Source organism: Geodermatophilus chilensis (assembly GCF_002802985.1).
In the GTDB taxonomy this organism is placed as follows: Bacteria; Actinomycetota; Actinomycetes; order Mycobacteriales; family Geodermatophilaceae; genus Geodermatophilus; species Geodermatophilus chilensis.
Window position 1 is genome coordinate 12,755 of sequence record NZ_NVPT01000035.1, and the last position, 22,057, is coordinate 34,811.

Below are 22,057 nucleotides of genomic sequence, written 5' to 3' on the forward strand. Positions count from 1 at the left end.
GGGGAGCGGTGGCCGGGGTGGGCGCGGTCGGGCGCGCCCACCCCGGGTGCCTGCACAGGCCCGGCTCGAACGGGCAGCTCCCCTCCACGACGGACGCACGGGCCAGGCGTGGCAACCCGTGGGCCGAGGCTGTGGCCGAGGCCGTCGGGCCACCATCCCCGCCGGCGCCGTCGATGCCGGCACGGGCCTCCGGTCTCCGCCTCACCGTGTGCGGATCGAGCGGCTGGCTCAGCCCTCGTCCAGGAAGCGCAGGACGTCGGCCACCGGGTCCTGCTGACTGCGGCGGTCCCGGTCGGGACCGACCCCCCGCCAGAACGAGGACAACCGGTCCTCGGACCGAGCCCGCCAGCGTCGAGGCTGGCGGCGCGCACCGGTGAGGACCTCGACGGCGGCCGCGACCAGCAGCTGGTCCACCTGGCAGTGCGGCCAGGAGCCCGTGGACGGCTCAGCGGCGAGCTCCATGATCCGCCGGTGGGTGGTGTCGTCGGTGTCGAGCACGGCTCGCGCCAGGTCGTGCTCTTTATGCAGCCAGGGTTGTTCTGCGATGTCCTCACGACTGGCCACGATCACGGAACGACCATCGCACTGGTCGGGTCGCCCTGGAGTGCAGGTAGCGAGGACCCTCCGCCGGCCGAGGTCCCCTGGTAAGCCGTGCCTCGGGCCGGCCGGGTCCCTCCGCGCGGGGGCCGACGCGATCGACCAGCGACCACGGCGAGCACGTCTCAGCGGGGCGAGCATCACGCGGGCGACTGGTGCGGGCGGCCACCACGCCGACGACGGCCAGGACAACGGCGTCAAGGCGTACCGCGCTGCCGTGCCGACGGCCGGTGGGACTGGGCGCCCACACCGACACCCCCCGGCCGACCTGCGCGGGGTCGGCCTCGTTGCCGACCGCCTCCACGGCTCCGGCGCCGTCGCTGTGCGGCAGACCCGCGGAAGACCATCGGGTTGCCCAGCAACCCGCTGCGCTTCTCGGTGTCGCCCGGGTCGACCCTGGACAGGACAGTCGGACCGCACCTTGCCGAAACCGGGGTTGAGGGCGGGGAGTTCGCCGACCTGCAGCACGTCGGCCGACAGTCCCTGCCGCGCACACCAGGCCGTTGCGGGCCACTGTGCCCCGGCAACGGCCCGCGCACAGGCGGTCTGCGCAGCCGCCTCGGCAGGCGGGTCAAGCTGCGCAGAGGACGCGGTCGGACGTCGCCGGACGTCCCGCGGGAACAGTGGTCGAGGCGGGCGGCTTGACGACGTTCCCGCGGGAACGCTCGACGGCGATGACCCCGACGCCCCTGGCGCCGGCCCGTCTGGCCACGGATACGACCGCATGTCCCTGAGCGGCCCATTTAGGGACACAGGTGCGGCCTCATCGACGTTGCGCGCAGCCACCGATCCGAGGAGCCTCCCCGGCGTGACTATCCGGTGGTTCACCGATCGGGACCGGCAGGACATGCGCGACGCGCAGGAGGAGCGCCGGGTCCTCGATGAGCTGGAGCTGAAGTACGCGACGGAGGCTTCGGTAGAGGTGACTGCCGAGCAGATCCGACTGATCGAGAACCTGCAGATCGACCCGTACCGGCGCAGCTAGCGCTGTGAACGGTCAGGAGATGTCCACGCTGGCCCGGACAGCGATGTCCCGAGTTCGGACAGCGATGTCCCGGACGTGGCCAGCGGGACATTCCGACTAGCTCACCACGTTCCCGGCCCGGCTCTGCTCTGCAGAGCCGGGCCGGTGGCGTTCGGGGACCTTTCGCGGTGGCTGCCCCCGCGGCGGTTCACGCACCCACGCGCGGGGAGGCTGCGCGACCATCGCTTCTCTTGCACCATCCCATGGGATGGTAGAAGGATGGCCTCGGAGGGAGGGCGCAGGTGGCCGAAGTCGACAAGACCGAGAAGATCACCATCAACATCGGGCTCGTGGACCTCGGCCAGATCGACCTGCTCGTCAACGAGGGCTTCTACGCCAACCGCACGGACTTCATCCGCACGGCGATCCGGCGCCAGCTCGAGAGCCGGGCCGCCACGCTCGACGACACGGTCGCGCGCCGGACGTTGACGCTGGGCGTCCAGCACCTCAGTCGGCGCGATCTCGAGGCGCTCCGGGATGCGGGCCAGACCATCGAACTCAGGGTCCTCGGGCTCGCGACCGTCGCTGACGACGTCACCCCCGAGCTGGCTCTGGCGACGATCGCCTCCGTCGAGGTCCTCGGCGCCTTCCGTGCCCCACGGGCGGTGAAGGCCGCCCTCGCGCCCCGCACGACGTGAACAGCCGCAACACCTGAGCGCCGCTGCGTCTGCCAGCCGGGCGGAGCAGCAAGCGTTGCACGGCACCGGCCGACCGGTCTGCGCCGACATCCCACACCCCCGAAGGGGCTCCCATGGATGACGATCGTGGTCCTGGCATGTCCGAAGCACTGAGGCTGACCCGTGCGGGCCAGCTGAACGAGGCGTTCGCCGTCCTGCAGCGAACCCTCGGCGCCGCGCCCATCGTCCCGACCTCTGGGCCGGAGGGCACCCGCTCGGGGTTCTCGGGACTGCTGCTCCCAGGACACCCGGGGGTGCCGAACGCCGACGCCCTGCTGGACGGGCTCCGCGCGGCGCTGCCTGCACACCGGCGCGCGGGCCTGCGCAGCGTGCTCGCGGACCTGCTGGGCCGCGGGCCCACCGTCGACCGGGGGCCGGCACGTCCCGACATCGCCGCAGCGGCCGCCGCGCCCGGCGGCGAGATCCGCCACCTCAGTCACACCGAGCCTGCCGGGACCCGGGCGTACGACCTGTACACACCCACCCGCTACTCCGGCGCGCCGCTGCCGCTGATCGTCATGTTGCACGGCGGCAGGCAGGACGCCGTTGACTTCGCCGCCGGCACCCGGATGAACGACCTCGCCGAGCAGCACGCCTTTCTCGTCGCCTACCCCGAGCAGTCCGGTTCGGTCAACAGCGGCGGCTATTGGAACTGGTTCTCCCGGGCCGATCAGCAGGCCGATACCGGGGAGCCGTCGATCATCGCCGGCATCACGCGACAGCTCATCTCCGACCACGCGGTCGACCCGGGACGGGTCTACGTCGCGGGGCTGTCCGCCGGCGGCGCAATGGCGGCCGTGATGGCCGCAACCTACCCAGACCTCTACGCCGCGGTGGGGGTCCACTCAGGCATTGCCTACGGCGTTGCCCACGACGTCGCCTCGGCGTTCGTCGCCATGCGGATGGGGGGCTCCCCGGCGGCGGGCGGCAAGGCACCGTTGATCGTGTTCCACGGCGACCGGGACGGGATCGTGGCCCCGGTGAACGCCGATAACCTCGTCGCCGCTCGGCTCGTTACGGCTGAGATCTCGATGGCGGAGACGACGCATCTGGACGCGGGAAACCGCCACGCCTGCACGAAGACTATCTACACCGACGGCCACGGTGCCGTCCTCGCCGAGTCTTGGACGGTGCACGGCGGCGGCCACGCGTGGTACGGCGGCAGCCCGGTCGGGTCCTACACAGATCCGATGGGTCCCGACGCGTCCGCCGAGATGGTCAGGTTCTTCCTCGCGCAGAGCCTCGGGTCCTGACTGGTACGCCTGGGGTGTTCCGTGGCCGTCAGAGTGGACAACGGATGACCGTTGAGAAGCGCACCAGGCGGCATCACCACACGAGGCTAGCTTCGCCGACCGTCACGGTGTCACTGAGGCCGCCTTGAGGGCGAGGCGCCTCGAGCTGGCGCAGCCGGACGGCATTCCCTTCCCCTGATAAGTCGTACTCGCCCGCGTCCGCACGTGGCCCTGGGTTCCCGCGGCGCTCGGTCAAGTCGGTTCAGCGCAGTCGCACCGGGAGGTGGGTCAGGCCGCGCATGAGGATGCTCTGCCGCCAGGTCAGCTCGGCGGGATCGACGGCGAGGGCCAGGTCGGGGAAGCGGTCGAGCAGGGTGCGGAACGCGACCTCGCCCTCGAGCCGGGCCAGCGGCGCGCCGAGGCAGTGGTGGATGCCGTGCCCGAAGGCGAGGTGGCCGGCGTCGCGGTGCAGGTCCAGCTCGTCGGGGTCGGCGTAGTGCTCCGGGTCGCGGTTGGCCGACGCGGGCGACACCAGCACCACCTCGCCGGCGGGGATGGCGGTGCCGCCGATCTCGACCGGCGCGGTGGTGTGCCGGAACGTGGCCAGGTTGACCGGGCCGTCCAGGCGCAGCAGCTCCTCGACCGCGGCCGGCACCAGGCCGGGGTCGGCGCGCAGCTCGGCGAGCCGGTCGGGACGGCGCAGCAGCGCCAGCACGCCGTTGCCGATGAGGTTCACCGTCGTCTCGTGGCCGGCGACCAGCAGCAGGAAGGCCATGGACACCGTCTCGTCGGCCGAGAGCCGGTCGGCGTCCTCGGAGGCGGCGACGATCGCCGACAGCACGTCGTCGGCCGGGTGCGCCCGCTTCTGCGCCACCAGGTCGGTCAGGTACACGGCCATCGACATCCCGGCGGCGGCGCGCGCGTCGACCGCGCCGTCGGAGGCCAGCAGCGTGTTCGACCAGCGGCGGAACGACGTCCGCTCGCCCTCGGGCACGCCCAGCAGCTCGCAGATGACGCCCATCGGCAGCGGGAAGGCGAAGGCGTCGATCAGGTCCACCTCCGCCGGCCCGGCGGCCATCCGGTCGGCGAGCCGGCCGGCGATCGACTCGATCCGCGGGCGCAGCGCGGCGATGGCCCGCACCGTGAAGGCCCGGCTGACCAGCTTGCGCAGCCGCGTGTGGTCGGGCGGGTCGGTGCTGAGCATGTGCCGGTTGAGCTCCTGGGCGAACACCGCCTGCGCCCCCGGCGGCAGCGGCTTGCGCTCCAGCACCCGGGCGAACCCGTCGGCGTCCTTGGCCAGCCGCGGGTCGGTGAGCGCCGCCCGGACGTCGTCGTACCGGGTCACCAGCCAGACCGGCATGCCGACCGGGGTCACCGCCCGCGCCACCGGCTCCTCGACGCGCAGCCGCGCGTAGAGCGCGTGCGGATCGGCGAAGAAGGCCGCGTCGAGCGGGACGACCGGGGCGGCGAGGTCCATCGCCCGAGGCTGTCGGGACGAGCCCGCCCGCACCAGGTCCGGAGGTCCCCGGGGGAGTCAGCCGGCCACCGGGCTGCGTCGGGCGAACGGCGGCGCGTGCTCGGGCCGCAGCCCCACCCCGATCAGGTATGCCGGGACGACGGAGAGCTGGGGGAACCGGTGCAGCAGTGCCAGCACCGGCTTCGGCGGACCCGCCCGCCGGCCCTCGACGAGCGGCGCCACCAGCGCGCGGTGCAGCGCCCGCTGCAGGGTCTGCACGGCCACGGTCGGCAGGATCCGGCGGGCGCGCACGGCGGCCAGGTCGGAGGGGCCCACGGCCCCGTTCCGGAGTGGTTCGGCCAGCAGGGTGGCGGCGGCCACGGCGTCCTGGACGGCGAGGTTGATCCCGACCCCGCCCACCGGCGACATCGCGTGCGCGGCGTCCCCGATGCACAGCAGCCCGTCGACGTGCCACTGCACCAGCCGGTCGACCCGCACGTCGAGGTGCTTGACGTCGTCCATCGAGCGCAGCGTGTCCATCCGGTCCCGGAACTCCGGGACCAGCTCGGCGACGTCCGCGCGGAACGCCTCGATGCCGCGGGCCCGCAGCTGCGCGTCGGTACCCTTGCGCCCGATGTAGGCGACCTGCAGGAACGTCTCGCGCGGGATGACGACGGCGAACCGGCCGGGGGCCGCCTTCGGCGCCAGCGCGGCCGGGCGGTCGCCGGGCAGCCGGGGGACCCGGAACCACCAGGCGTCGATGGGGACGGCGAACTCCCTCGGCCGCAGCCCCGCCTGCCGCCGCGCCAGCGAGTGACGCCCGTCGCAGGCCACGGTGAGGTCGGCGCGGATCTCGCCGGTGACGCCGTCCGCCGTCCGGTAGCGCACGCCGCGGACCCGGCCGTCCTCGCGGACCAGCTCGGTCATCTCGGTCGACATCCGCAGCGTGAACGTCGCTCCCGCCGGCCGGCGTCGGCCAGCAGATCCAGCAGGTCCCACTGCGGCGTCATCGCGATGTAGGGGTAGGGGACGGGCAGCCGGCGGAAGTCCCCGACGGTCACCGTGCCGCCGTCGCCCGTGGGGAAGACGACCTGCTCCAGCTTCGTGTGCGGCAGCCGGGCGAACTCCTCGGCGAGGCCCAGCTCGTCGAGCAGCTGCAGCGTCGAGGGGTGCACGGTGTCGCCGCGGAAGTCGCGGAGGAAGTCGGCGTGCTTCTCCAGCACGGTCACCTCGACGCCGGCGCGGGCCATCAGCAGGCCCAGCACCATGCCGGCGGGACCGCCGCCTACGACCAGACACGTGGTGCGCTCGGCCATGGTCGGTCTCCCTCGCAGGCGGTCCCTGTGCCGGCCCAGTCTCCTGCGCCGCTGGGGTGCGGCACCACGGGTCGGCGCGCGCGGCCCGTGGTGCCGGTGCATCGCCGGTCAACCGAGCTGCGTGGTGATCTCGATGGCTCCCCTCAGGCTCCGCGCCACGGGGCAGCCGTCGGCGTGGACGGCCAGCACCCGCTGGACCTTCTCGGCGTCCTGGTCCGCGACGTCCAACCCCGTGTAGGTCACCGCGATGCGCTTGAGCACCAGGACCTTGCCTTCCAGTTCGACCTCACCGCGCGCGTGCCCCACCAGACCGGTGGGGTCGATCCGCCGGGCCGTCAGGGCCCCGGCGAACGTCCCGGTGAGCTAACCGAGAGCCGCGCCGACCACGTGGTCGATCGTGCTGGCGTGGCTCGGGGCCCCACCCGGCTCCATCCCGTAGTGCTCGGCGATGGCCCCGTGCATGCCGTACACGATGGGCTCCTCCTCGCCCGGCAGGTAGGCCGCCCGGAGCGGTCCCCCCAGCCGTTCGACGCGGACCTCTGACACGTATGCGATCTCGGACACCGGTCCTCCTGATCTCGTCGGTGGTGGTCGTCGGGCTTTCCCCGCCGTGGCGGATCGGACACACGCCGGCGGGGACGACCCGCGGGGCGGTCTGCCGGCACGGCCGCGGCGCGCCGGGTCGGGTCTGGTCGGGCTAGGGTCGCGGCGTGCAGCTGCCCGACGGACTGGTCGCCGTCGTCAAGCGGGACTGCCCGACCTGCGTCCTGGTCGAACCGGTGCTGCGCGGGCTCGGTGCCGCGGTGTGGTGCCAGGACGACCCCACCTGGTTCGACCACGACGACACCGACCTCGAGTTCTCCTACCGCCTCGGGATCGAGACGGTCCCGACCCTGCTGCGGGTGGCGGACGGCGCGGAGACGGCCCGGGCGGTCGGCTGGAGCCGCGAGCAGTGGGAGCTCCTGACCGGCGTGGCCGGCCTGGGGGAGGGGCTGCCGGAGCACCGGCCGGGCTGCGGGTCCCTGTCGGTCGACCCGTCGCAGGTCGACGCGCTCGAGGCGCGGTACGGGGACGGGCTGGCCAGCCGCCGGGTGGAGCTGGCCGACCTGGAGGACGAGCACGAGGCGCTGTTCGACCGTGGCTGGACCGACGGGCTGCCCGTCGTCCCGCCGACCCCGGAGCGGGTGCTGCGCATGCTGCGCGGCACGACCCGGGACCCCGGCGAGGTGGTCGCGGTCGTCCCGCCGGACCTCGTGCCGTGCACCGTCGAGAAGGTCGCGGTCAACGCGGTGATGGCCGGCTGCCTGCCCGAGCACCTGCCGGTCGTCCTGGCGGCGCTGGAGGCGGCGTCCGCGGAGGAGTTCGCGCTGCACGGGCTGCTGGCGACCACCTACTTCGCCGGCCCGGTCGTGGTCGTCAACGGGCCGGTCGCCGGACGGACCGGGATGAACAGCGGGGTCAACGTCCTCGGGCAGGGCAACCGCGCCAACGCCACGATCGGCCGGGCGCTGCAACTGGTCGTGCGCAACGTCGGTGGCGGCCGTCCCGGCGAGGTGGACCGGGCCACCCTCGGGAACCCGGGGAAGTACACCTTCTGCTTCGCCGAGCGGGAGCAGGACAGCCCGTTCGCCCCGCTGGCGGCCGACCGTGGGGTGCCCGGGGACGCGGTGACCGTCTTCGCCGGGTCCGGGGTGCAGCCGGTGGTCGACCAGCTCAGCCGGGATCCGGAGTCGCTCGCCCGCAGCTTCGCGGTCTGCCTGCGCGTCAACGCGCACCCGAAGCTGCCGATGGCCTTCGACGCGATGCTCGTCGTCTCCCCGGAGCACGGCCGGGTCTTCCGGGAGGCGAGCTGGGACCGCGCCCGACTGCTGGCCGAGCTCGACGGGCTGCTGCGGATGCCGGCCGGCGAGCTGGTGCGGGGGGCCGGCGGCATGGCCGAGGGCCTGCCGCCCGGGACCGCCGCCGACGAGTTGCCGAAGTTCCGGCCCGGTGGCCTGCTGGTGATCCATGCCGGCGGCGACGCCGGGTTGTTCAGTGCGGTCGTCGGTGGCTGGGTCGCCGGCGAGACCGGGAGTGCTCCGGTGACACGGGAGGTACGGGCGTGAGGACGGTCCTCGATCCCACGGGTGAGCGCCGGGCGCCGGCCCGGGCGCTGCTGCCGCGCCCGGCGTCGCTGCGGGGCCGCACGGTGGGCCTGCTCGACATCAGCAAGGCGCGTGGCGACGTCGTCCTGGACCGGCTGGAGGAGCTGCTGCGCGAGGACGGCGTGACGGTGCGCCGCTACCGGAAGCCCACGTTCGCGCGGATCGCCCCGGTGGACCTGCGGCACGAGATCACCGAGCAGTGCGAGGTGGTGATCGAGGCGCTGGCCGACTAGGGCTCGTGCACGTCGTGCAGTGTGCACGACATCGCCGACCTGGAGCGCCGGGGCGTGGTGGGGGTCTTTCTCGCCAGTGCCGCCTTCGCCGACGCCGCCCGGGTGCAGGGCGCGGCGCTGGGCTTCCCGGCGCCCCACGTGCTGGTGCCGCACCCGGTGCAGGACCGCACGGACGCCGAGCTGCGTGCGGTCGCCGAGGAGGCCTACCCGGCGATGCTGGCGGCGCTGACCGCGCCGGCCTTGTCGGCCTGACACCGGGCTCCCGGCGTCCGACCGACGGTCCCCGGCCGGTCAGGGCTTGACGGCGAGCACCGGGCGGTCGGCGTCGAGCAGGATCCGCTGCGCGGTGCTGCCCATGAGCAGCTTGCCCACCGGCGAGCGCCGGCGCAGGCCGATGACGATCACCGCGGCGTCGACCGCCCCGGCGGTGCGCACCACCTCGTCGGCGACGTCCCCGGTGTGCGGCTCCTGGTGCACCTCGACGTCGACGCCGGCGGCCGACGCCCGGGCCACGAGGTCCCGGACGACGTCCTCGCCGGCCATGGCCGCGCTGACCGGGGCGCCCTCCCGCGGGGTGTTGAGCAGGACCAGCCGGGTGCCGCGGCGGGCGGCCTCCTCGACCGCCGCGGCGAAGGCGGCGTCCCCCTCGGGCGTCGGGACGTAGGCGACGAGGACGGTCACACGAGCTCCTTGGTGGTGTGGGCGTCGGCGGTGTCGGGCGCGGGTGCTCGTCGCGCCGCTGACCACGCCGGTCGTCCTCGGGTGCGCGCTGGGCGTGCTGGTCGCCGCGACCGGGGTGCGGCTGCCGGCGCTGGTGCTGCAGCCGGTGGAGCTCACCGCAGGGCTGGCCGTGCCCGCGGCGCTGCTCGCCTACGGGATGAGCCTGCACGGCGCGCCGCGGCCGGCGGCCGGGGAGGGCAAGGGGCCGGTGTGGCTGGCGGTGGCGCTCAAGACGCTGGGGCAGCCCGCGCTGGCCTACGCGCTCGGCCGCTGGGTCGCCGGCCTCGACGGGGTGGCGCTGCTGGCGGTCACGGTGACCTCCGCGCTGCCGACCGCGCAGAACGTCTTCGTCTACGCCGCCACCCACGACCGGGGCACGCTGCTCGCCCGGGACGTCGTCCTGCTCAGCACCGTGCTGTCGGTCCCGGTGCTCGTCGGCATCGCACTGCTGCGGGCTGAGCCCGCGCGGTCACCAGCGCAGCGGGTCGACCAGTCGGGACTGCGCCGTGCGGCAGGCCCGGCAGTTGCCCCACGTGACGATGGCCAGCGGCGTGGTCGGCGAACCGCACTCCGGGCAGTCGACGGGCTCCCCCGATCGGCTGCGGGCCTCGGTGATCTCGCGGGACCGTTCCTCGTGGATCTTCTCGTCGCCCCGGCAGGGGCAGCCCAGATGGGCTTCGGCGCAGCGTCCATGGTGTGTGGGGATGGGGCCTCCTCGTTCCGGGGGTCCACGCTACGCGGCGACACCCTCCGTGAGGGTCGACGGCGCGGGGCCGCGGGTCAGCGCTTGCGGCGGCTGACCCGCAGGACCATCCCGTCGTTGCCGGCGAGCACCACCAGCGTGCCGCGGCGGAACAGGGTCCGCGTGGGCTGGTCGGGGCGCGGCGAGACGTCGTCGGGCGCGTCGAGGCAGCGCTGCACGTCGGCGTCGGTGATCCCCATGCCGGTCGCGGCCTCCCGGGCGCCGCGGGTCATCCGCAGCGCGGAGGCCTGCTGCCGGTCGCGCGGCGGGGGGCCTGCCGAGTGGATCGGAACGGTGGGGTCCGCCACGTCCGCGGCGGTCTCGTCGGGGTCGTACCCCGTGGACGGGGGCGCGAGGAAGGTGAGAGCGGGTGCGCTCATGCAGGTGTCCAGACTCGAGGGCGGGGACCGGAGGTCGCTCCGCGGTGGTGGGCGCCGGTCGGCGCCACGGGCCCGGGCGCGTGTCGCGCTGCCGTCGGGCGGTGGTCGATGGAGCGAACACCGAGCGTGCTCGCGACGGCCACGCTACGCGCTCGACGTCGCCGCCGCTGGACGTGACCGATGGACACCGCGCCGTGCTGCCCCGCTCATCCGGCCGGTCCTGCTTCACCCGGCCGACGCCAGGCCGGCCTCGACCTCGAGGTGGCGGACGAAGTCCCGATGCCCCATGAGGACGCTGACGACGTATCCGACGTCCATGCGCTCGCCGTTGACGTGCATCGCGTCCGGCAGCGCGGGGCTCCCGTCGAGACCGAGGATGCCACCGACCGTGGCCGGCGCAGCGGGTGTCACGGGAGCCGACCGCACACGACGCGCGATCCCGGAGCGACGTCCCGGCCCGACCGGCCCGGTGGACCTCTGGGGCCGACGATCCACCGGGCGGCGGCCGGCCGCCGGAGCCGGCGGCCCGGCCGACCCCCGCGGGGTGTCGGGGCGGCGGGCAGCGTGCTGATCGATGGGGTGGACGCCGACGAAGGCATCGGCGGTGTCCGGCTCGGCTCTGCCGGCGGGGTCCGGGAGGCCGGTGGTGAAGGCGGCGTCGGACGGCCCCCACACCCGGCGGCCGTCCGGGGCGGTGACGACGAGTCGGCCGTCGCGATGGGTCATGACGAGCTCCAGGTCGTGGACCACGCCGTGGTCGGCATCGCAGAGCAGCACCAGGTTGGCCAGGTCGGTCCGGCCGCCGTGCCGCCAGTGCCGCATGTGGTGGGCGTGCAGCCGCTCGATGCGGGTCTCGGGGCAGCCGGGGCGGGCGCAGCCGCCGTCGCGGCGCAGCAGCGCCAGCCGCTGAGCGGCGGTGGCCCGGCGTCTCCTCCGGCCGACGGCGAGCGGCTCCCGGTCCCGCTCGAGCATGGTGACCACGGTGGCCTCGCAGAGCATGCGCCGCACCTGAGCAGGGTGCAGGGCCGGTCCGCCCTCGAGGTAGGCGCGACCGGCGGCGGTGTCGTCGTCCAGCAGCGCGGCGTCGACGTGCACGACGACCTCCCGGCGCGGCGGGTCACCCGTCCGACGATCAGTGCGCACCGCCGCACGGGCGAGCTGGCGGAGCGCGGCGCACCGGCGGGCGGCGGTCACCCCGGACGGCTCCTCTGCCGAGCAGTCGTCCGTGTCCTCGGTCGGGGCCCTCCCGGCGGCGCCTGCCGACCGCTTGCGCGCTGCGCGGTCGCGGCGAGCTGCCCGCTCGGCCAGCGAGTCGACGGAGGCCAGCAGGTCCGCGCCCTCCTCGGCGGGCACCCGAACCTGGAGGACGAGCATGCCGGCCTCGTCGGTCCACGTGTCGAACCGCCGCCGTTCGGCGACCGTGCCGTCGTCCACCGCGTCGGCGCGTCGCCACTGCCGCACCACCCGCTCGGTCTGCGAGGCGGTGGCCTCGAGCGCGAAGTCGAGCAGCGCCGCCTCGGTCCCGGGCTCGGCCACCCGCGTCAGCGCGCGCACCTTGGAGTAGGACAGTCGCCCGGTGGCGAACGCCTCGCCGATGAGTGGTAGCCGGGGCAGGGCGCGGGCGACCCGCACGTGCTCCCGCGCCGTGCCGGGACCCATGCCGCACTGCCAGGCCAGCCAGTGCGCGCACGAGCAGATGCCGTATTCACCCCAGCCCTGCCGCCGGTCGAACTCCGCGACCAGGCAGAGCCACGCCGCCGTCGCGGCGGCCAGCCGCACCGCCCCGGCCGTGATCTCCCGTGCCAGCTGCGCCACGGTCAACCCGGACGCGAGATCTCCACTCGAACCCATGTTCGGACCGTAGAGCTGGGTGGTGACAGAACCGCAGGTCGTGTGGGGCATGGGGTGGGAGCTGTCCCGCCAGGATCGGTGTCGGCGGGCGGGTTGGCCGAACCGTGAGGTGGCCGACGTTCCCGCGGGAACGCGGTGCAGACGAGTGGAGCAAGACGGCCGGGGACCGGTGGCGGGGGGCGTGCCCCGGCGGGAACGCGGCCTGCTCAGGCGGAGGGGACACGACTGGAAGACCGGTGACGCAAGGGCGTTCCCGCGGGAACGTGCTGTCGGCGCGCGCACGGAGACGGCCGGGGGACCGGTGCCGCGAGGGGCGTTCCCGCGGGAACGCGGCGCGGTCAACGGGTGCGAGGCGAGGGCATGGGCCTGCCCAGGGGCCAGGTGGTGTGCGGCGGTGGGGGGTGCCGTGGGGTGGGCCGGCGTTCCCGCGGGAACGTGCTGTCGGCGAGCGCAGGGAGACGGCCGGGGGACCGGTGACCTGAGGGGCGTTCCCGCGGGAACGCGGCGCGGTCAACGGGTGCGAGGCGAGGGCACCGGGCTGCCGATGGGGCGAGGTGGTGTGCGGTGCTGGTGGTGCCGTGAGGTGGACCGGCGTTCCCGCGGGAACGCGGTGCGGTCGGGCGCAGGGACACAGCTGGGGGACCGGTGACGCGAGGGCGTTTCCGCGGGAACGTGCTGCCGGTGAGCGCAGGGAGACGGCCGAGGGACCGCCCGCTGACCTGAGGGGCGTTTCCGCGGGAACGCGTTGCGGTTCACGGGAGTGAGGCGAGGCCACCGGCCTGCCGGGGCGGGGCGTTGGGCGGCACCAGGGGCGCCATGAGGCGGACGGACGTTCACGCCGTCCCCCACGCCGTGCAGCGGCTCGTCGCCCACGTCTGTCTCACCGGCCGGGTGGCGGTCGCCGGGCAGCTGTGGAGCGACGCCCGCGAGCAGCAGGCGCAGACGAGCCGGCGGTCGGCGCTGTGGCGGCTGCACCGGATGGCACCGGGACTGTTCGACACCGCCGGAGGCGCGCTCGCGCCCGCCCCGGGCGTGCGCGTCGACGTGGGTGACCTCTCCGCGTGGGCGGCCCGGACCCCGGCACCCGCCCTGGACGACATGGTCCTGCCATCCGCGGAGCTGCGGGGCGACCTGCTGCCCGGCTGGCGCGACAACTGGTTGCTCATTGAGAGGGAACGGCTGCGGCCGCTGCGGCTGTACGCGCTGGAGACCCTCGCGGGCGAGGCGGTGGAGGCGGCCCGCTCCGCCGTGCGGGCGAGCTGCTGCGGGAGAGCGCGTACCGCCTGCTCGTGCGGGTCCACCTGGCCGAGGGCGACGTGGCCGCCGCCGTCGGCACCTACCGGCAGTTGCGCACGATGCTGCGCGGCGAGCTGGGGCTCGAGCCGACCGACCGGTTGACCCGGCCGGTGGCGCACCTCGGCGAAGGACGGCGGGTGGCGTCCTGAGGAAACTCCCGACGGCGGTGTATCAGGCGGGCCGGCGCCGACTCTGTCCGGTGTGGGGTCGGGCCCGGCCACGGTGACGAGGGGGGTGGCCGGACCCGCCCGCCCGGCACCTGAGAGCCGCAGGAGGTCGTCGATGACCACGCAGCCGCCCGACCCCGCGCGCCCGTGCCGCGAGGTCGCCTACGGGGAGCTGCTCAGCGGACTGCGCCGCTTCCTCCGGACCGAGGGCCGGCGCTACCTGGACGACCCGAACATCGCCTCGATCGGCCTCGGCTACCGGGCGGTCGAGGGCCGGGGGACCGGGGAGCTGGTGGTGCAGTTCACCGTGTTGGAGACGTGTGCCGTGCCGGAGACCGTGACCCTCGCCGGCGTCCGCGTGCCGACCGACGTGCGGGAACGCCGCGCCCAGCCGGCCCCGGCCGCGCCGGCCGCCCCAGCCCGCCCGGACCACTCGGACCGCTCGGGCCGCCCGGATCCCGCGGAGCGCCGGGGCCCGACCGGGCTCCGGACCCGGTGAGGAGGGGCCGTGCCCAAGCGGCTCGTGCTGTGCTGTGACGGCACCTGGAACACCGCCGACCAGCGGCGCGACGACCGGCCGTGCCCGACCGACGTCACCAAGGTCGCGCTCGGCATCGCGGACGTGGACGCCGCCGGCGTCGAGCAGCGGGTCTGCTACCAGCCGGGTCCGGTGGCCAGGGCCGGGGAGCGCCTGCGCGGCGGGGCGTTCGGCGCGGGGCTCCACGACACCCAGCTGAGCCGCAGTGTCGACGCCGCCTCCCAGGCGCTGGCGATCGACGAGCAGCACACCTCCTTCGCCCCGGCCGTCTGGCAGCTCCACCCGGACGCCGGGCGCCAGGAGGTCGAGCAGGTGTGGTCCAGCGGCGTGCACTGCGACGTCGGCGGCGGCCACCCCGACTCCCGGCCCGCCGACACCGCGCTGCTGTGGATGGGTCAGCCGGCGCAACGGGCCGGCCTGGCGTTCCGGGACGACGCCTCCGCCCGGCCGGGGCGGGGCGGACCCGACGGGTACGACGGGTGCGACGGGTGCGACGGGTGCGACGGCCGGACCTCCCCGGTCGACCCGGACCCCCGTGGCCGGCTGCACCGCTCCCGCAGGGGCCTCTTCCGGCTCCGCCGGCCGCACTCCCGGCCCATCGGGGCAGCGCACCCGGCCACCGAGTCCGTCGCGGACACCGCGGTCGTGCGCCACCGCGACGCCGGCACGGCCCACGCACCGAGGCGGCTCGGGACCCACCGGCGCACCGCTCCGCGGACGACGCAGGTCCCCCTGGACCGGCCGCCACCGGCGCCGGTGCGCCCGTCCGGCCGTCGGGCGGGCGCACCGTCCGCGGTCCCGACGGCCGGCCCGCCGTCCTGAGCGCAACCGTCGGGTACGCAGACGGCGGCGAGCGCGCGCCTCACATGGACCGGCTCTCCCGGTATCTTCAGGCCCCTGCCCGTCCTCTGTCCGGGGTGGACCGTCAACCCCCTCTGCGGGACGCTCTGCGCCCCTCGATGGCAGGAGGTGGCACGCATGCTCGGAGACGACGACGTCGCCCGGCTGGTCGCGGCCGCGTCGCACGGCGACCAGGGGGCCTGGAACGCCATCGTCGACCGGTACCTGCCGCTCGTGTACTCGGTGACGCGCGCCTACCGGCTCTCCCGGAGCGACGCCGAGGACGTCAACCAGACGGTGTGGCTGCGCCTGGTGGAACACCTCGACCAGCTCCGCGAGCCGCGCGCCCTGCCCCGGTGGATCCTGACGACGGCCCAGCACGAGTGCAGCCGCCTGACCAAGGCCGGCCGCCGGGAGCAGCCCGTCGACCCGCAGACGGACCGCGCCCTCGGCGGCGCGGTCGACGACGACGTCGTCGAGGCCGACCTGCTCCGGGCGGAGCGGCAGCAGTCACTGCGGGACGGCCTGGCGCAGCTGCGCCCGGCGGACCGCCGTCTGCTGCTGCTCCTGACGGAGGACCCGCCGCGGAGCTACCGCGAGATCTCCGCCCTCACGGGCATGCCGGTCGGCAGCATCGGCCCGACCCGGGCCCGGTGCCTCGAGCGGCTGCGGGACACCCCTGCCGTGCGGGCCCTGCTCGCGGGAGAGTCTCCGGCAGCCCACACGGGAGGGGACCGGGATGAGCGCCAACCCACGCCACAACGGCGATGACCCGCTGCTCGCCGAGCTGGCGGAGGCCCAGGACGCGGCACGGGCCGTACCCGAGAGCATGCGGGTGGCGGCCCGGGCGGCGTTCGCCTGGAGGACGGTGGACGAGGAGCTCGAGCTGCTCGTCCTCGCGCACGACTCGGCGCTCGCGGCGGGCCCGGCCGGGGTCCGCGACGTCCCCTCGGACGGCCCGCGCGCGCTGACCTTCCAGGGCGCCGCGCTGTCCGTGGAGATCGAGGTGGGTGCCGACGTCATGGGCCAGCTCGTCCCGCCGCAGCCCGGCCGGGTGACCCTGTCGGGCACGCGGGAGGTCCTGGCGGAGACGGCGGCCGACGCGCTGGGGTGCTTCCGGCTGCCGCGGCCGGAGGGCGGACCGGTCCGGTTGGTGTGCCGGACGGACGACGCCGCGGTCACCACCGGGTGGATCCGGCTGTAGTGGCGACCCGGACCGGCCTCCCGACCGGCACGGGCGTCCACGAGGAGGTGGGATCGGCGAGCCTGCACCAGGCGGAGGAGGCGCTGCGGCTGGCCGAGGCCGATCCGGGCCGGGCCGTGGCCGTGGCGGCCGAGGCGGTGCGGGCGGCCCGCTCCGCACGCGACCTGCACGCCGTGTCGGTCGCCGAACGGGCCCTCGGCATCGCGGCCCTGCACCAGGAGGACCTCGACGCCGCGATGCGGCACCTGCGGGCGGCGATCGCCTCCGGCCGACGGGCGGGAGCGGCCGGCCTCGTCGCCGAGGCCCGGATCAGGTACGCCTTCGCGGTCAGCGTCCGGGGCCGGCCGGACCAGGCGCTGCGGGAGCTCGACGACGTCCTCACCTCCGCCGTCCCCGGGCACCAGCGGGCCCGTGCGACCGCCCAGCGCGGCGCCGTGCTGCACCAGCTCGGACGGCTCGACGAGGCGCTGGGCTGCTACCAGCGGGCCGTCCCCGGACTGCGCCGGGCCGGCGACCGGCTGTGGCTGCAGCGCGTCCTGTTCAACCGCGGCGTCCTGCACGGGTACCGGCACGCGTTCGCCGCGGCCGAGGCCGACCTGCGGGAGGCCGAGCGCCTGTGCCGGGCCCTCGGCCTCGAGCTCTCCCTCGGGTTCGTGCACCAGAACCTGGGCTGGGTGCGCTCCCTCCAGGGCGACGTCCCCGCGGCCCTGGCCCACCTGGACGAGGCCGAGCGCCGGTTCCGCAGCACGGGCGCCGGGCTGGGGGAGCTCCTGACCGACCGCAGCCAGCTGCTGCTGACCGCCTCCCTCGTGTCCGAGGCGCGCGAGGCCGCGCGGCAGGCCGTCGAGCTGTTCGCCGGCGACCGTCGGGGGCTGCTGCTGCCGGAGGTGCGCCTGCTGCTGGCCCAGGCCGCGTCCCGCGACGGGCATCCCGAGCTGGCCGCGGAGCAGGCGCGCCGCGCCGTCCGGGAGTTCACCCGCCAGCAGCGCCCGGAGTGGGCGGTGCTGGCCCGGTTCGTGCGGGTGACCTCGGCCGACGGGACGTCCCGCACCGGCGTCCGGCAGCTGGTCGCACTCGCGGACGAGCTGTCGGCGGCGGGCTGGCCGGCCGCGTCCCTCGACGCCCGCCTGATGGCGGGGCGGGGGGCTCTCGAGCGTCGGCAGCACGGCGAGGCCCGCCGGCAGCTGGAGCTGGCCGGACGTCGACGCCGCCGGGGCCCGGCCCTGCTGCGCGCGCGGGCCTGGTACGCCCAGGCGCTGCTGCGCCACGCCGACGGTGACCGGCGCGGCGCCCGCGTCGCCGTCCGGACCGGGCTCACCGTGCTCGACGAGTACCGCGCGGCGCTCGGAGCGACCGACCTGCGCGCCCGTGCCGCCGCCCACCGCACGGACCTGGCGGAGCTGGGCCTGACCATGGCCCTCGAGGACGGCCGGCCCGACGTCGTCCTCGCGTGGGAGGAGGAGCGCCGCGCCAGTCACCTGCTGCTGCCGTCGGTCCGGCCGCCCGACGACCCGGCGCTCGCCCAGGCCCTCGGGGAGCTGCGGCTGACCGCCGGCGAGATCGACCAGGCCCGCGGGGCCGGCCCCGTGCCCGCGCACCTGCTGCGCCGGCAGCTCGAGCTGGAGCGGGCGATCCGGGACCACTGCCGCCGGCTGGGCGGGGGCCCGGCCGGCCCGGCGCGCAGCGCCCCGGCCCTGGGGTCCCTCCCGTCGGCGCTGGGGGACGCGGCGCTCGTCGAGTTCTTCACGCGGCGGTCGGCGTTGCACGCGGTCAGCCAGGTGGACGGGCGCACCCGCGTGCACGACCTGGGCGGGCTCGGCGAGGTGGAGGAGCTGCTCGACCGCGTGCCCTTCGCGCTGCACCGGCTGGCCCGGCAGCGCGGGGACGGGCCGAGCTGCGCCGCGGCCCTGTCCCTGCTCCGGCACACCGCCGAGCAGCTGGACGCCCGGATCCTCGGGCCACTGGGGGCGGTCCTGGCCGACCGGCCCCTCGTCGTGGTCCCCACCGGGCCGCTCCAGTCGCTCCCGTGGCAGGTCCTGCCCTCCTGCCGGCAGCGCCCGGTCACGGTGGCGCCGTCGGCCGCGCTGTGGCTGGAGGCCCACCGGCGGACCGGTACGGGGACGGCCACGGTCGTCGCGGCCGGCCCCGGCCTCCCCGGGGCCCGGGCGGAGGCCGAGACGGTCGCCCGGCTGCACGGGTCCCCGGCCCTGGTCGGGCCCGCGGCCACCGCCGGCGCCGTCGCGCGGTCGCTGCACGGCGCGCGGCTGGCCCACCTGGCCGCGCACGGGCGGGTCCACCCGCACAACCCGCTGTTCTCCTCGATCGGGCTCGCGGACGGCCCACTGACCGTCTACGACCTGGAGCGCCTGGGACAGGGGCCGGGGACGGTGGTGCTCTCCGCCTGCAACAGCGGGCGCTCCGTCGTCTGCGCCGGCGACGAGCTGCTGGGACTCACCGCCGCCTTCCTGTCCCTGGGCACGCGGCAGGTGGTCGCCTCGGTGATCCCGGTGCCCGACGCGGAGACCGCGCCGCTGATGACCGCCTTCCACGAGCTCCTGGCGGCCGGCCGGTCGGTCGCCGCGGCGCTGGCGGAGGCGCAGGCCCGCACGTCGGCAACCGAGCCCGCCGTCGTCGCGGCCGCGGCCGGCTTCGTCTGCGTCGGCGCCGACGCGCCCCTGACCCCGGTGGCGGACGGCGGGCCCGCGGCGGGCCCGGCGGTGGGGACGGCCCCCGCGCTCACGCCGGCCCGACCCGGACCCAGACGGTGACCACCCGGGCGCCCGCGGCGGTGCGCAGGTGCAGGCGGAAGCACCCCCGGGGGGCGGGCCGGAAGGAGAAGCACCCCAGGGGGTCGATCGGCACGGGGACCCGGTCCCCGGCCAGGGTCTGCAGTTCCGCCCGTCCCGGTCCGGGTGGCACCACCTGCCCGAGCAGGCGCTGCGCGCCGAGCTCCACCTCGACGGTGAGGTCGCGGGCGACGAAGGTCAGGTCCCGGAGGGCGGCGACGTCCTCCCGGCCCGCCCGGCGGGCCCCCGGGACGGCGGGGGAGTCGTGGGTGAGGGTCGCCAGCTCGGCGTCCAGCGTGCGCCAGCCGTAGGCCGCCCGCGCCGCCACGGCGAACCGGGTCGGGACCGCCCGCGCCTCCCGCACTGCCTCGGCGAGCTCGCGCGCCAGTTCCGTGTCGTCGATCCTCCGTCGTCCGGGCACGTCCCTCAGCTCCTCGTCCTCCGCTCGCCCCGGCGTCCCCGGTCGAGGCCGCCCGCGTCCCGCACCTCACCGTCGCGGTGGGTGGACGTCGTGGCCGTCCTCGGGACGGCGGGAGCGGATGAGCTGGAGGGCCGCCCGCGCCGACACGCCCTCGTGCTGGGCGACCCGGGCGATCTCCCCGGTGACGTCGGCGGCGGCGAAGGAGGTGCCGTGCCAGCGGGCGCAGCCGCTGGGGAACCCGACCCGCCGGGGGTCTCCGAGGACCACCTGGCCGTCGGCGAGCTGGACGTCGCGGACGTCGACGTCGCCGGTCAGGAAGGTGCTCTCGACGTCGACCCCCGGTGCGAACAGGTCGATCCACGGCACGCCGGGCGGGTTGAAGCCGGCGGGGCGACCGTCGGCGTCCTCGGCCCCGACGGCCACGACGTTCGGCAGGGCCGCCGGCCACATGGGCGAGTCGGGACGCACGGGCACGGTCGCGAGGTCGTCGGGCGCGTCGGCGGGGTCGGCGTCCTCCGGCGTGTTCCCGTGGTTGCCCGCCGCGGCGACCAGCACCATCTCGCCGGCGAGCACGTTCACGGCCCGCTCCAGGACCAGGGGGGCGTCCCCGTCCCGGGTGAGACCGCCGAAGGACATGTTGAGCACCTGCACGCCCGAGCCGAGGAAGGAGGCCATGCCCGCCGCCACGTCCCAGGAGGAGGCGCGCCCGCTGTCGTCCCGGAGGACCCGGCGGACGTCGACCACGGCGCCGGGCGCCCGCTGCAGGACCCGGCCGGCGACGAAGGTCGCGTGGCCCTGGAACGGCCGGAAGGGGGCCTGCCCCCGCAGGAAGTGGCCGGTGACATACCTGCCGTTGAGGGCCGGATTGGGGACCATCGCGCTGTCCAGCACGCCGACCGTGAACGGCGCGAGGGAGCCGTCGGGCCGGGGCTCCAGGGTGAGCGCGTCCACGGGCACGGGCGCGCCCTCGCCGCCCCCGATGTGCGGCAGGCCGCCGATCGACTCCAGGTCGCGGTTCTTGCCGATGACCGGTGTCCACCCGGCGTAGCGCTCCCGGGCCTGCTCGCGCAGGTGCAGCAGCAGCGCGTCGAGGTCCGACGCGTCGTCCCCCAGCCGTGCCCGCAGCCGTCGGAGGCCGGGCAGGTCCCGGACGCCGGGGGACGCCAGCCCGGGGACGGTGAGGAGGGTCAGACCGAGCGCGGGCAGCGGCTGGTCGGTCTCGGTCACGTCGGTGAACCCGCTCTCGGCCAGCAGGTCCACGACGACCTGCCGGTGCTCGAGGTCGACCACGATCTGCTCGCGGTCGTACCGCTCGCCCCGCCGGATCCCTGTGCTCGAGGTCATCTCGTCCTCCCTGGTCGCCGCTCCCGTGCCCATCCGGAGCGCGCACGGGGCGCCGTGATACCTACCGCTCCGGCGGCGGCGGTTCCAGGGATCCGGCCGGGGGGCCGGCGGCCGTCCCGCTCAGCGCCCGCACGTCTCCAGGAACAGGTCCAGGACGACGTCGACCCGGGCGGCGCACCCCTCGACGGCCGCCCGGTTCTCGCGGCTGTCCCGGTGGCGCCGGCGCAGCCGTGCCCGGGCGAGCTCGGCGCAGGCGGAGACGAAGTCGGCGCCGAGCTGGTCGGCGAGGGTGCCGGGGACGACCGGCGGGGACGTGGGCACCGGGTGCAGCGCGGTCCGTCCCGGGCCCGGTCCGGCGCCGGTCACCGGTGCACCCGGCGGGTGTCGGCCGGGGCGCCGCCCGTCAGCGCGGCCCACCGGGCCGCGGGGGCCGCGTGCTCCCGGTGGGCGGCGGGGCGGACGCCGAGGTGGGTCCGCTGCTCCTCGTGGTCGAGCCCGGCCGGCGGCCGCGGCGGCAGGAACGGTCGGTCGGGCACCGTGCGCCTCCTCTCGGGCCCCGGCCGGCGGGCGCGCCCGTCAGCCGGCTGTCCACCGGCCCCGCCTCGCCCGGAGGCGCGTCGGCCGGTACCCCCTCTGAGGCGCGGCCCGCCCGGCAGATACCCGGCCCGTGCCGGATCGCCGAGGTGTCGGCGCCGCGGTGCGGCGCCCGTCGGGAGGCGGCTCGGGTCAGGCGCTGAGGTGGGTGCGCTGCTGGAGGCGCAGCCGGCGCCGCTCGCGCTCGGAGAGGCCGCCCCAGATGCCGAAGCGCTCGTCGCTGGCCAGCGCGAACTCCAGGCACTCGGCCCGCACCGTGCAGCCGCTGCACACGCGCTTGGCGTCGCGGGTCGAGCCGCCCTTCTCCGGGAAGAACGCCTCCGGGTCGGTCTCGGCGCACAGCGCCTCGAGCCGCCAGGACACGTCGCCCACCGGGGACAGGTCCGTCCACGGCGAGGCGGCGGGGGCAGCGGCAGATGCCGCCAGAACCCGTGGCCGCTTTCAGCTGATTTCTGCCAGTGCATCCGGGGACCGGCGTTCCGTAACGTGACGGAC

23 protein-coding genes and 3 pseudogenes are annotated in these 22,057 nt (G+C 76.0%); 12 read left to right on the top strand and 14 right to left on the bottom strand.

What is annotated here, in order from left to right; translation table 11 throughout:
- Nucleotides 1-228: 228 nt before the first annotated feature.
- A complete protein-coding gene (locus CNO22_RS08080) occupies nt 229-570 on the bottom strand; it encodes a hypothetical protein (RefSeq protein ID WP_157936853.1) in 342 nt (113 codons plus the stop codon).
- A gap of 835 nt (nt 571-1,405) precedes the next feature.
- On the opposite strand from CNO22_RS08080, the gene CNO22_RS27545 reads away from it, so the two are divergent.
- The 3 genes from CNO22_RS27545 (at nt 1,406) to CNO22_RS08090 (ending at nt 3,551) form a co-directional block, all read left to right on the top strand.
- Nucleotides 1,406-1,582 (top strand): hypothetical protein, encoded by a 177-nt coding sequence (locus CNO22_RS27545; RefSeq protein WP_157936854.1) that lies wholly within the window; start codon nt 1,406-1,408, stop codon nt 1,580-1,582.
- 281 nt (nt 1,583-1,863) lie between these two features.
- Nucleotides 1,864-2,259, top strand: coding sequence for a CopG family transcriptional regulator (locus CNO22_RS08085; protein ID WP_100498876.1), 396 nt, complete (start codon nt 1,864-1,866; stop codon nt 2,257-2,259).
- Between the two features lie 137 nt (nt 2,260-2,396).
- Nucleotides 2,397-3,551, top strand: a complete 1,155-nt coding sequence (locus CNO22_RS08090; RefSeq protein ID WP_232806884.1) for an extracellular catalytic domain type 1 short-chain-length polyhydroxyalkanoate depolymerase — start codon at nt 2,397-2,399, stop codon at nt 3,549-3,551.
- 241 nt (nt 3,552-3,792) lie between these two features.
- On the opposite strand, the gene CNO22_RS08095 is transcribed toward CNO22_RS08090, so the two are convergent.
- The 5 genes and pseudogenes from CNO22_RS08095 to CNO22_RS08110 all read right to left on the bottom strand — a co-directional run bounded on the left by CNO22_RS08095 (nt 3,793) and on the right by CNO22_RS08110 (nt 6,866).
- Nucleotides 3,793-5,007, bottom strand: coding sequence for a cytochrome P450 family protein (locus tag CNO22_RS08095; RefSeq protein WP_100498878.1), 1,215 nt, complete (start codon nt 5,005-5,007; stop codon nt 3,793-3,795).
- A 57-nt stretch (nt 5,008-5,064) separates the two neighbouring features.
- Nucleotides 5,065-5,925, bottom strand: a complete 861-nt coding sequence (locus CNO22_RS08100; RefSeq protein ID WP_269799573.1) for an FAD-dependent monooxygenase — start codon at nt 5,923-5,925, stop codon at nt 5,065-5,067.
- Nucleotides 5,910-6,302, bottom strand: coding sequence for an FAD-dependent monooxygenase (locus tag CNO22_RS29640; protein ID WP_269799574.1), 393 nt, complete (start codon nt 6,300-6,302; stop codon nt 5,910-5,912). Before CNO22_RS29640 ends, CNO22_RS08100 begins: the two co-directional genes overlap by 16 nt.
- 108 nt (nt 6,303-6,410) lie before the next feature.
- Nucleotides 6,411-6,644 (bottom strand): annotated as a pseudogene (locus CNO22_RS08105) (OsmC family protein); the annotation flags it as partial.
- A gap of 21 nt (nt 6,645-6,665) precedes the next feature.
- On the bottom strand, nt 6,666-6,866 hold the full coding sequence (locus CNO22_RS08110; protein ID WP_100498880.1) for a hypothetical protein: 201 nt from the start codon (nt 6,864-6,866) through the stop codon (nt 6,666-6,668).
- Nucleotides 6,867-7,012: 146 nt separating this feature from the next.
- Here CNO22_RS08110 and CNO22_RS08115 point away from each other — a divergent pair, with 146 nt between their 5' ends.
- Together CNO22_RS08115 and CNO22_RS29940 are read left to right on the top strand one after the other, a co-directional pair.
- On the top strand, nt 7,013-8,407 hold the full coding sequence (locus tag CNO22_RS08115; protein WP_100498881.1) for a thioredoxin family protein: 1,395 nt from the start codon (nt 7,013-7,015) through the stop codon (nt 8,405-8,407).
- A pseudogene (locus CNO22_RS29940) lies at nt 8,404-8,931 on the top strand (UGSC family (seleno)protein). Before CNO22_RS08115 ends, CNO22_RS29940 begins: the two are co-directional and overlap by 4 nt.
- A gap of 39 nt (nt 8,932-8,970) precedes the next feature.
- Here the strand turns inward: CNO22_RS29940 and CNO22_RS08130 are convergent.
- Complete coding sequence (locus CNO22_RS08130) at nt 8,971-9,360, bottom strand: universal stress protein (protein WP_100498884.1); 390 nt, start codon at nt 9,358-9,360, stop codon at nt 8,971-8,973.
- Between the two features lie 43 nt (nt 9,361-9,403).
- Between CNO22_RS08130 and CNO22_RS08135 the strand changes: the two are divergent.
- Nucleotides 9,404-9,823 (top strand): annotated as a pseudogene (locus CNO22_RS08135) (AEC family transporter); the annotation flags it as partial.
- Between the two features lie 356 nt (nt 9,824-10,179).
- Here the strand turns inward: CNO22_RS08135 and CNO22_RS27550 are convergent.
- Nucleotides 10,180-10,521 carry a hypothetical protein gene (locus CNO22_RS27550; RefSeq protein WP_157936855.1) on the bottom strand — a complete coding sequence of 114 codons (342 nt, stop codon included), beginning with the start codon at nt 10,519-10,521 and terminating at the stop codon, nt 10,180-10,182.
- Nucleotides 10,522-10,746: 225 nt separating this feature from the next.
- Complete coding sequence (locus CNO22_RS08140; RefSeq protein ID WP_157936856.1) at nt 10,747-12,372, bottom strand: HNH endonuclease signature motif containing protein; 1,626 nt, start codon at nt 12,370-12,372, stop codon at nt 10,747-10,749.
- A 1,289-nt stretch (nt 12,373-13,661) separates the two neighbouring features.
- On the opposite strand from CNO22_RS08140, the gene CNO22_RS08145 reads away from it, so the two are divergent.
- The 6 genes from CNO22_RS08145 to CNO22_RS08170 all read left to right on the top strand — a co-directional run bounded on the left by CNO22_RS08145 (nt 13,662) and on the right by CNO22_RS08170 (nt 19,185).
- Nucleotides 13,662-13,817 (top strand): BTAD domain-containing putative transcriptional regulator, encoded by a 156-nt coding sequence (locus CNO22_RS08145; protein WP_157936857.1) that lies wholly within the window; start codon nt 13,662-13,664, stop codon nt 13,815-13,817.
- Between the two features lie 133 nt (nt 13,818-13,950).
- Nucleotides 13,951-14,334 carry a hypothetical protein gene (locus tag CNO22_RS27555; protein ID WP_157936858.1) on the top strand — a complete coding sequence of 128 codons (384 nt, stop codon included), beginning with the start codon at nt 13,951-13,953 and terminating at the stop codon, nt 14,332-14,334.
- 9 nt (nt 14,335-14,343) lie between these two features.
- Entirely contained in the window at nt 14,344-15,195 is an 852-nt protein-coding gene (locus CNO22_RS29645) for a phospholipase effector Tle1 domain-containing protein (RefSeq protein WP_100498886.1), read from the top strand.
- A gap of 156 nt (nt 15,196-15,351) precedes the next feature.
- Nucleotides 15,352-15,984, top strand: coding sequence for an RNA polymerase sigma factor (locus CNO22_RS08160; protein ID WP_100498887.1), 633 nt, complete (start codon nt 15,352-15,354; stop codon nt 15,982-15,984).
- Nucleotides 15,953-16,417 (top strand): hypothetical protein, encoded by a 465-nt coding sequence (locus CNO22_RS08165; protein ID WP_100498888.1) that lies wholly within the window; start codon nt 15,953-15,955, stop codon nt 16,415-16,417. Before CNO22_RS08160 ends, CNO22_RS08165 begins: the two co-directional genes overlap by 32 nt.
- A complete protein-coding gene (locus tag CNO22_RS08170) occupies nt 16,417-19,185 on the top strand; it encodes a CHAT domain-containing protein (RefSeq protein WP_100498889.1) in 2,769 nt (922 codons plus the stop codon). The genes CNO22_RS08165 and CNO22_RS08170 overlap by 1 nt, the downstream gene beginning before the upstream one ends.
- Here the strand turns inward: CNO22_RS08170 and CNO22_RS08175 are convergent.
- The 5 genes from CNO22_RS08175 to CNO22_RS08190 form a co-directional block, all read right to left on the bottom strand.
- Nucleotides 19,154-19,624 carry a hypothetical protein gene (locus tag CNO22_RS08175; RefSeq protein ID WP_100498890.1) on the bottom strand — a complete coding sequence of 157 codons (471 nt, stop codon included), beginning with the start codon at nt 19,622-19,624 and terminating at the stop codon, nt 19,154-19,156. The two genes, CNO22_RS08170 and CNO22_RS08175, sit on opposite strands and share 32 nt — an antisense overlap.
- 66 nt (nt 19,625-19,690) lie before the next feature.
- On the bottom strand, nt 19,691-20,968 hold the full coding sequence (locus tag CNO22_RS08180) for a S8 family peptidase (RefSeq protein WP_157936859.1): 1,278 nt from the start codon (nt 20,966-20,968) through the stop codon (nt 19,691-19,693).
- A 120-nt stretch (nt 20,969-21,088) separates the two neighbouring features.
- Nucleotides 21,089-21,334, bottom strand: coding sequence for a hypothetical protein (locus tag CNO22_RS08185; RefSeq protein ID WP_100498892.1), 246 nt, complete (start codon nt 21,332-21,334; stop codon nt 21,089-21,091).
- Entirely contained in the window at nt 21,331-21,504 is a 174-nt protein-coding gene (locus tag CNO22_RS27560) for a hypothetical protein (RefSeq protein WP_157936860.1), read from the bottom strand. Before CNO22_RS27560 ends, CNO22_RS08185 begins: the two co-directional genes overlap by 4 nt.
- 190 nt (nt 21,505-21,694) lie before the next feature.
- A complete protein-coding gene (locus CNO22_RS08190) occupies nt 21,695-21,934 on the bottom strand; it encodes a WhiB family transcriptional regulator (protein ID WP_456298003.1) in 240 nt (79 codons plus the stop codon).
- Between the last annotated feature and the right edge of the window lie 123 nt (nt 21,935-22,057).

Coding starts and splice junctions, on each gene's coding strand:
- CNO22_RS08090 (WP_232806884.1), top strand. CDS start 2,397: ATGTCCGAAGCACTGAGGCTGACCCGTGCGGGCCAGCTGAACGAGGCG.
- CNO22_RS08095 (WP_100498878.1), bottom strand. CDS start 5,007: ATGGACCTCGCCGCCCCGGTCGTCCCGCTCGACGCGGCCTTCTTCGCC.
- CNO22_RS08100 (WP_269799573.1), bottom strand. CDS start 5,925: ATGTCGACCGAGATGACCGAGCTGGTCCGCGAGGACGGCCGGGTCCGC.
- CNO22_RS29640 (WP_269799574.1), bottom strand. CDS start 6,302: ATGGCCGAGCGCACCACGTGTCTGGTCGTAGGCGGCGGTCCCGCCGGC.
- CNO22_RS27550 (WP_157936855.1), bottom strand. CDS start 10,521: ATGAGCGCACCCGCTCTCACCTTCCTCGCGCCCCCGTCCACGGGGTAC.
- CNO22_RS08140 (WP_157936856.1), bottom strand. CDS start 12,372: ATGGGTTCGAGTGGAGATCTCGCGTCCGGGTTGACCGTGGCGCAGCTG.
- CNO22_RS27555 (WP_157936858.1), top strand. CDS start 13,951: ATGACCACGCAGCCGCCCGACCCCGCGCGCCCGTGCCGCGAGGTCGCC.
- CNO22_RS08160 (WP_100498887.1), top strand. CDS start 15,352: ATGCTCGGAGACGACGACGTCGCCCGGCTGGTCGCGGCCGCGTCGCAC.
- CNO22_RS08165 (WP_100498888.1), top strand. CDS start 15,953: ATGAGCGCCAACCCACGCCACAACGGCGATGACCCGCTGCTCGCCGAG.
- CNO22_RS08180 (WP_157936859.1), bottom strand. CDS start 20,968: ATGACCTCGAGCACAGGGATCCGGCGGGGCGAGCGGTACGACCGCGAG.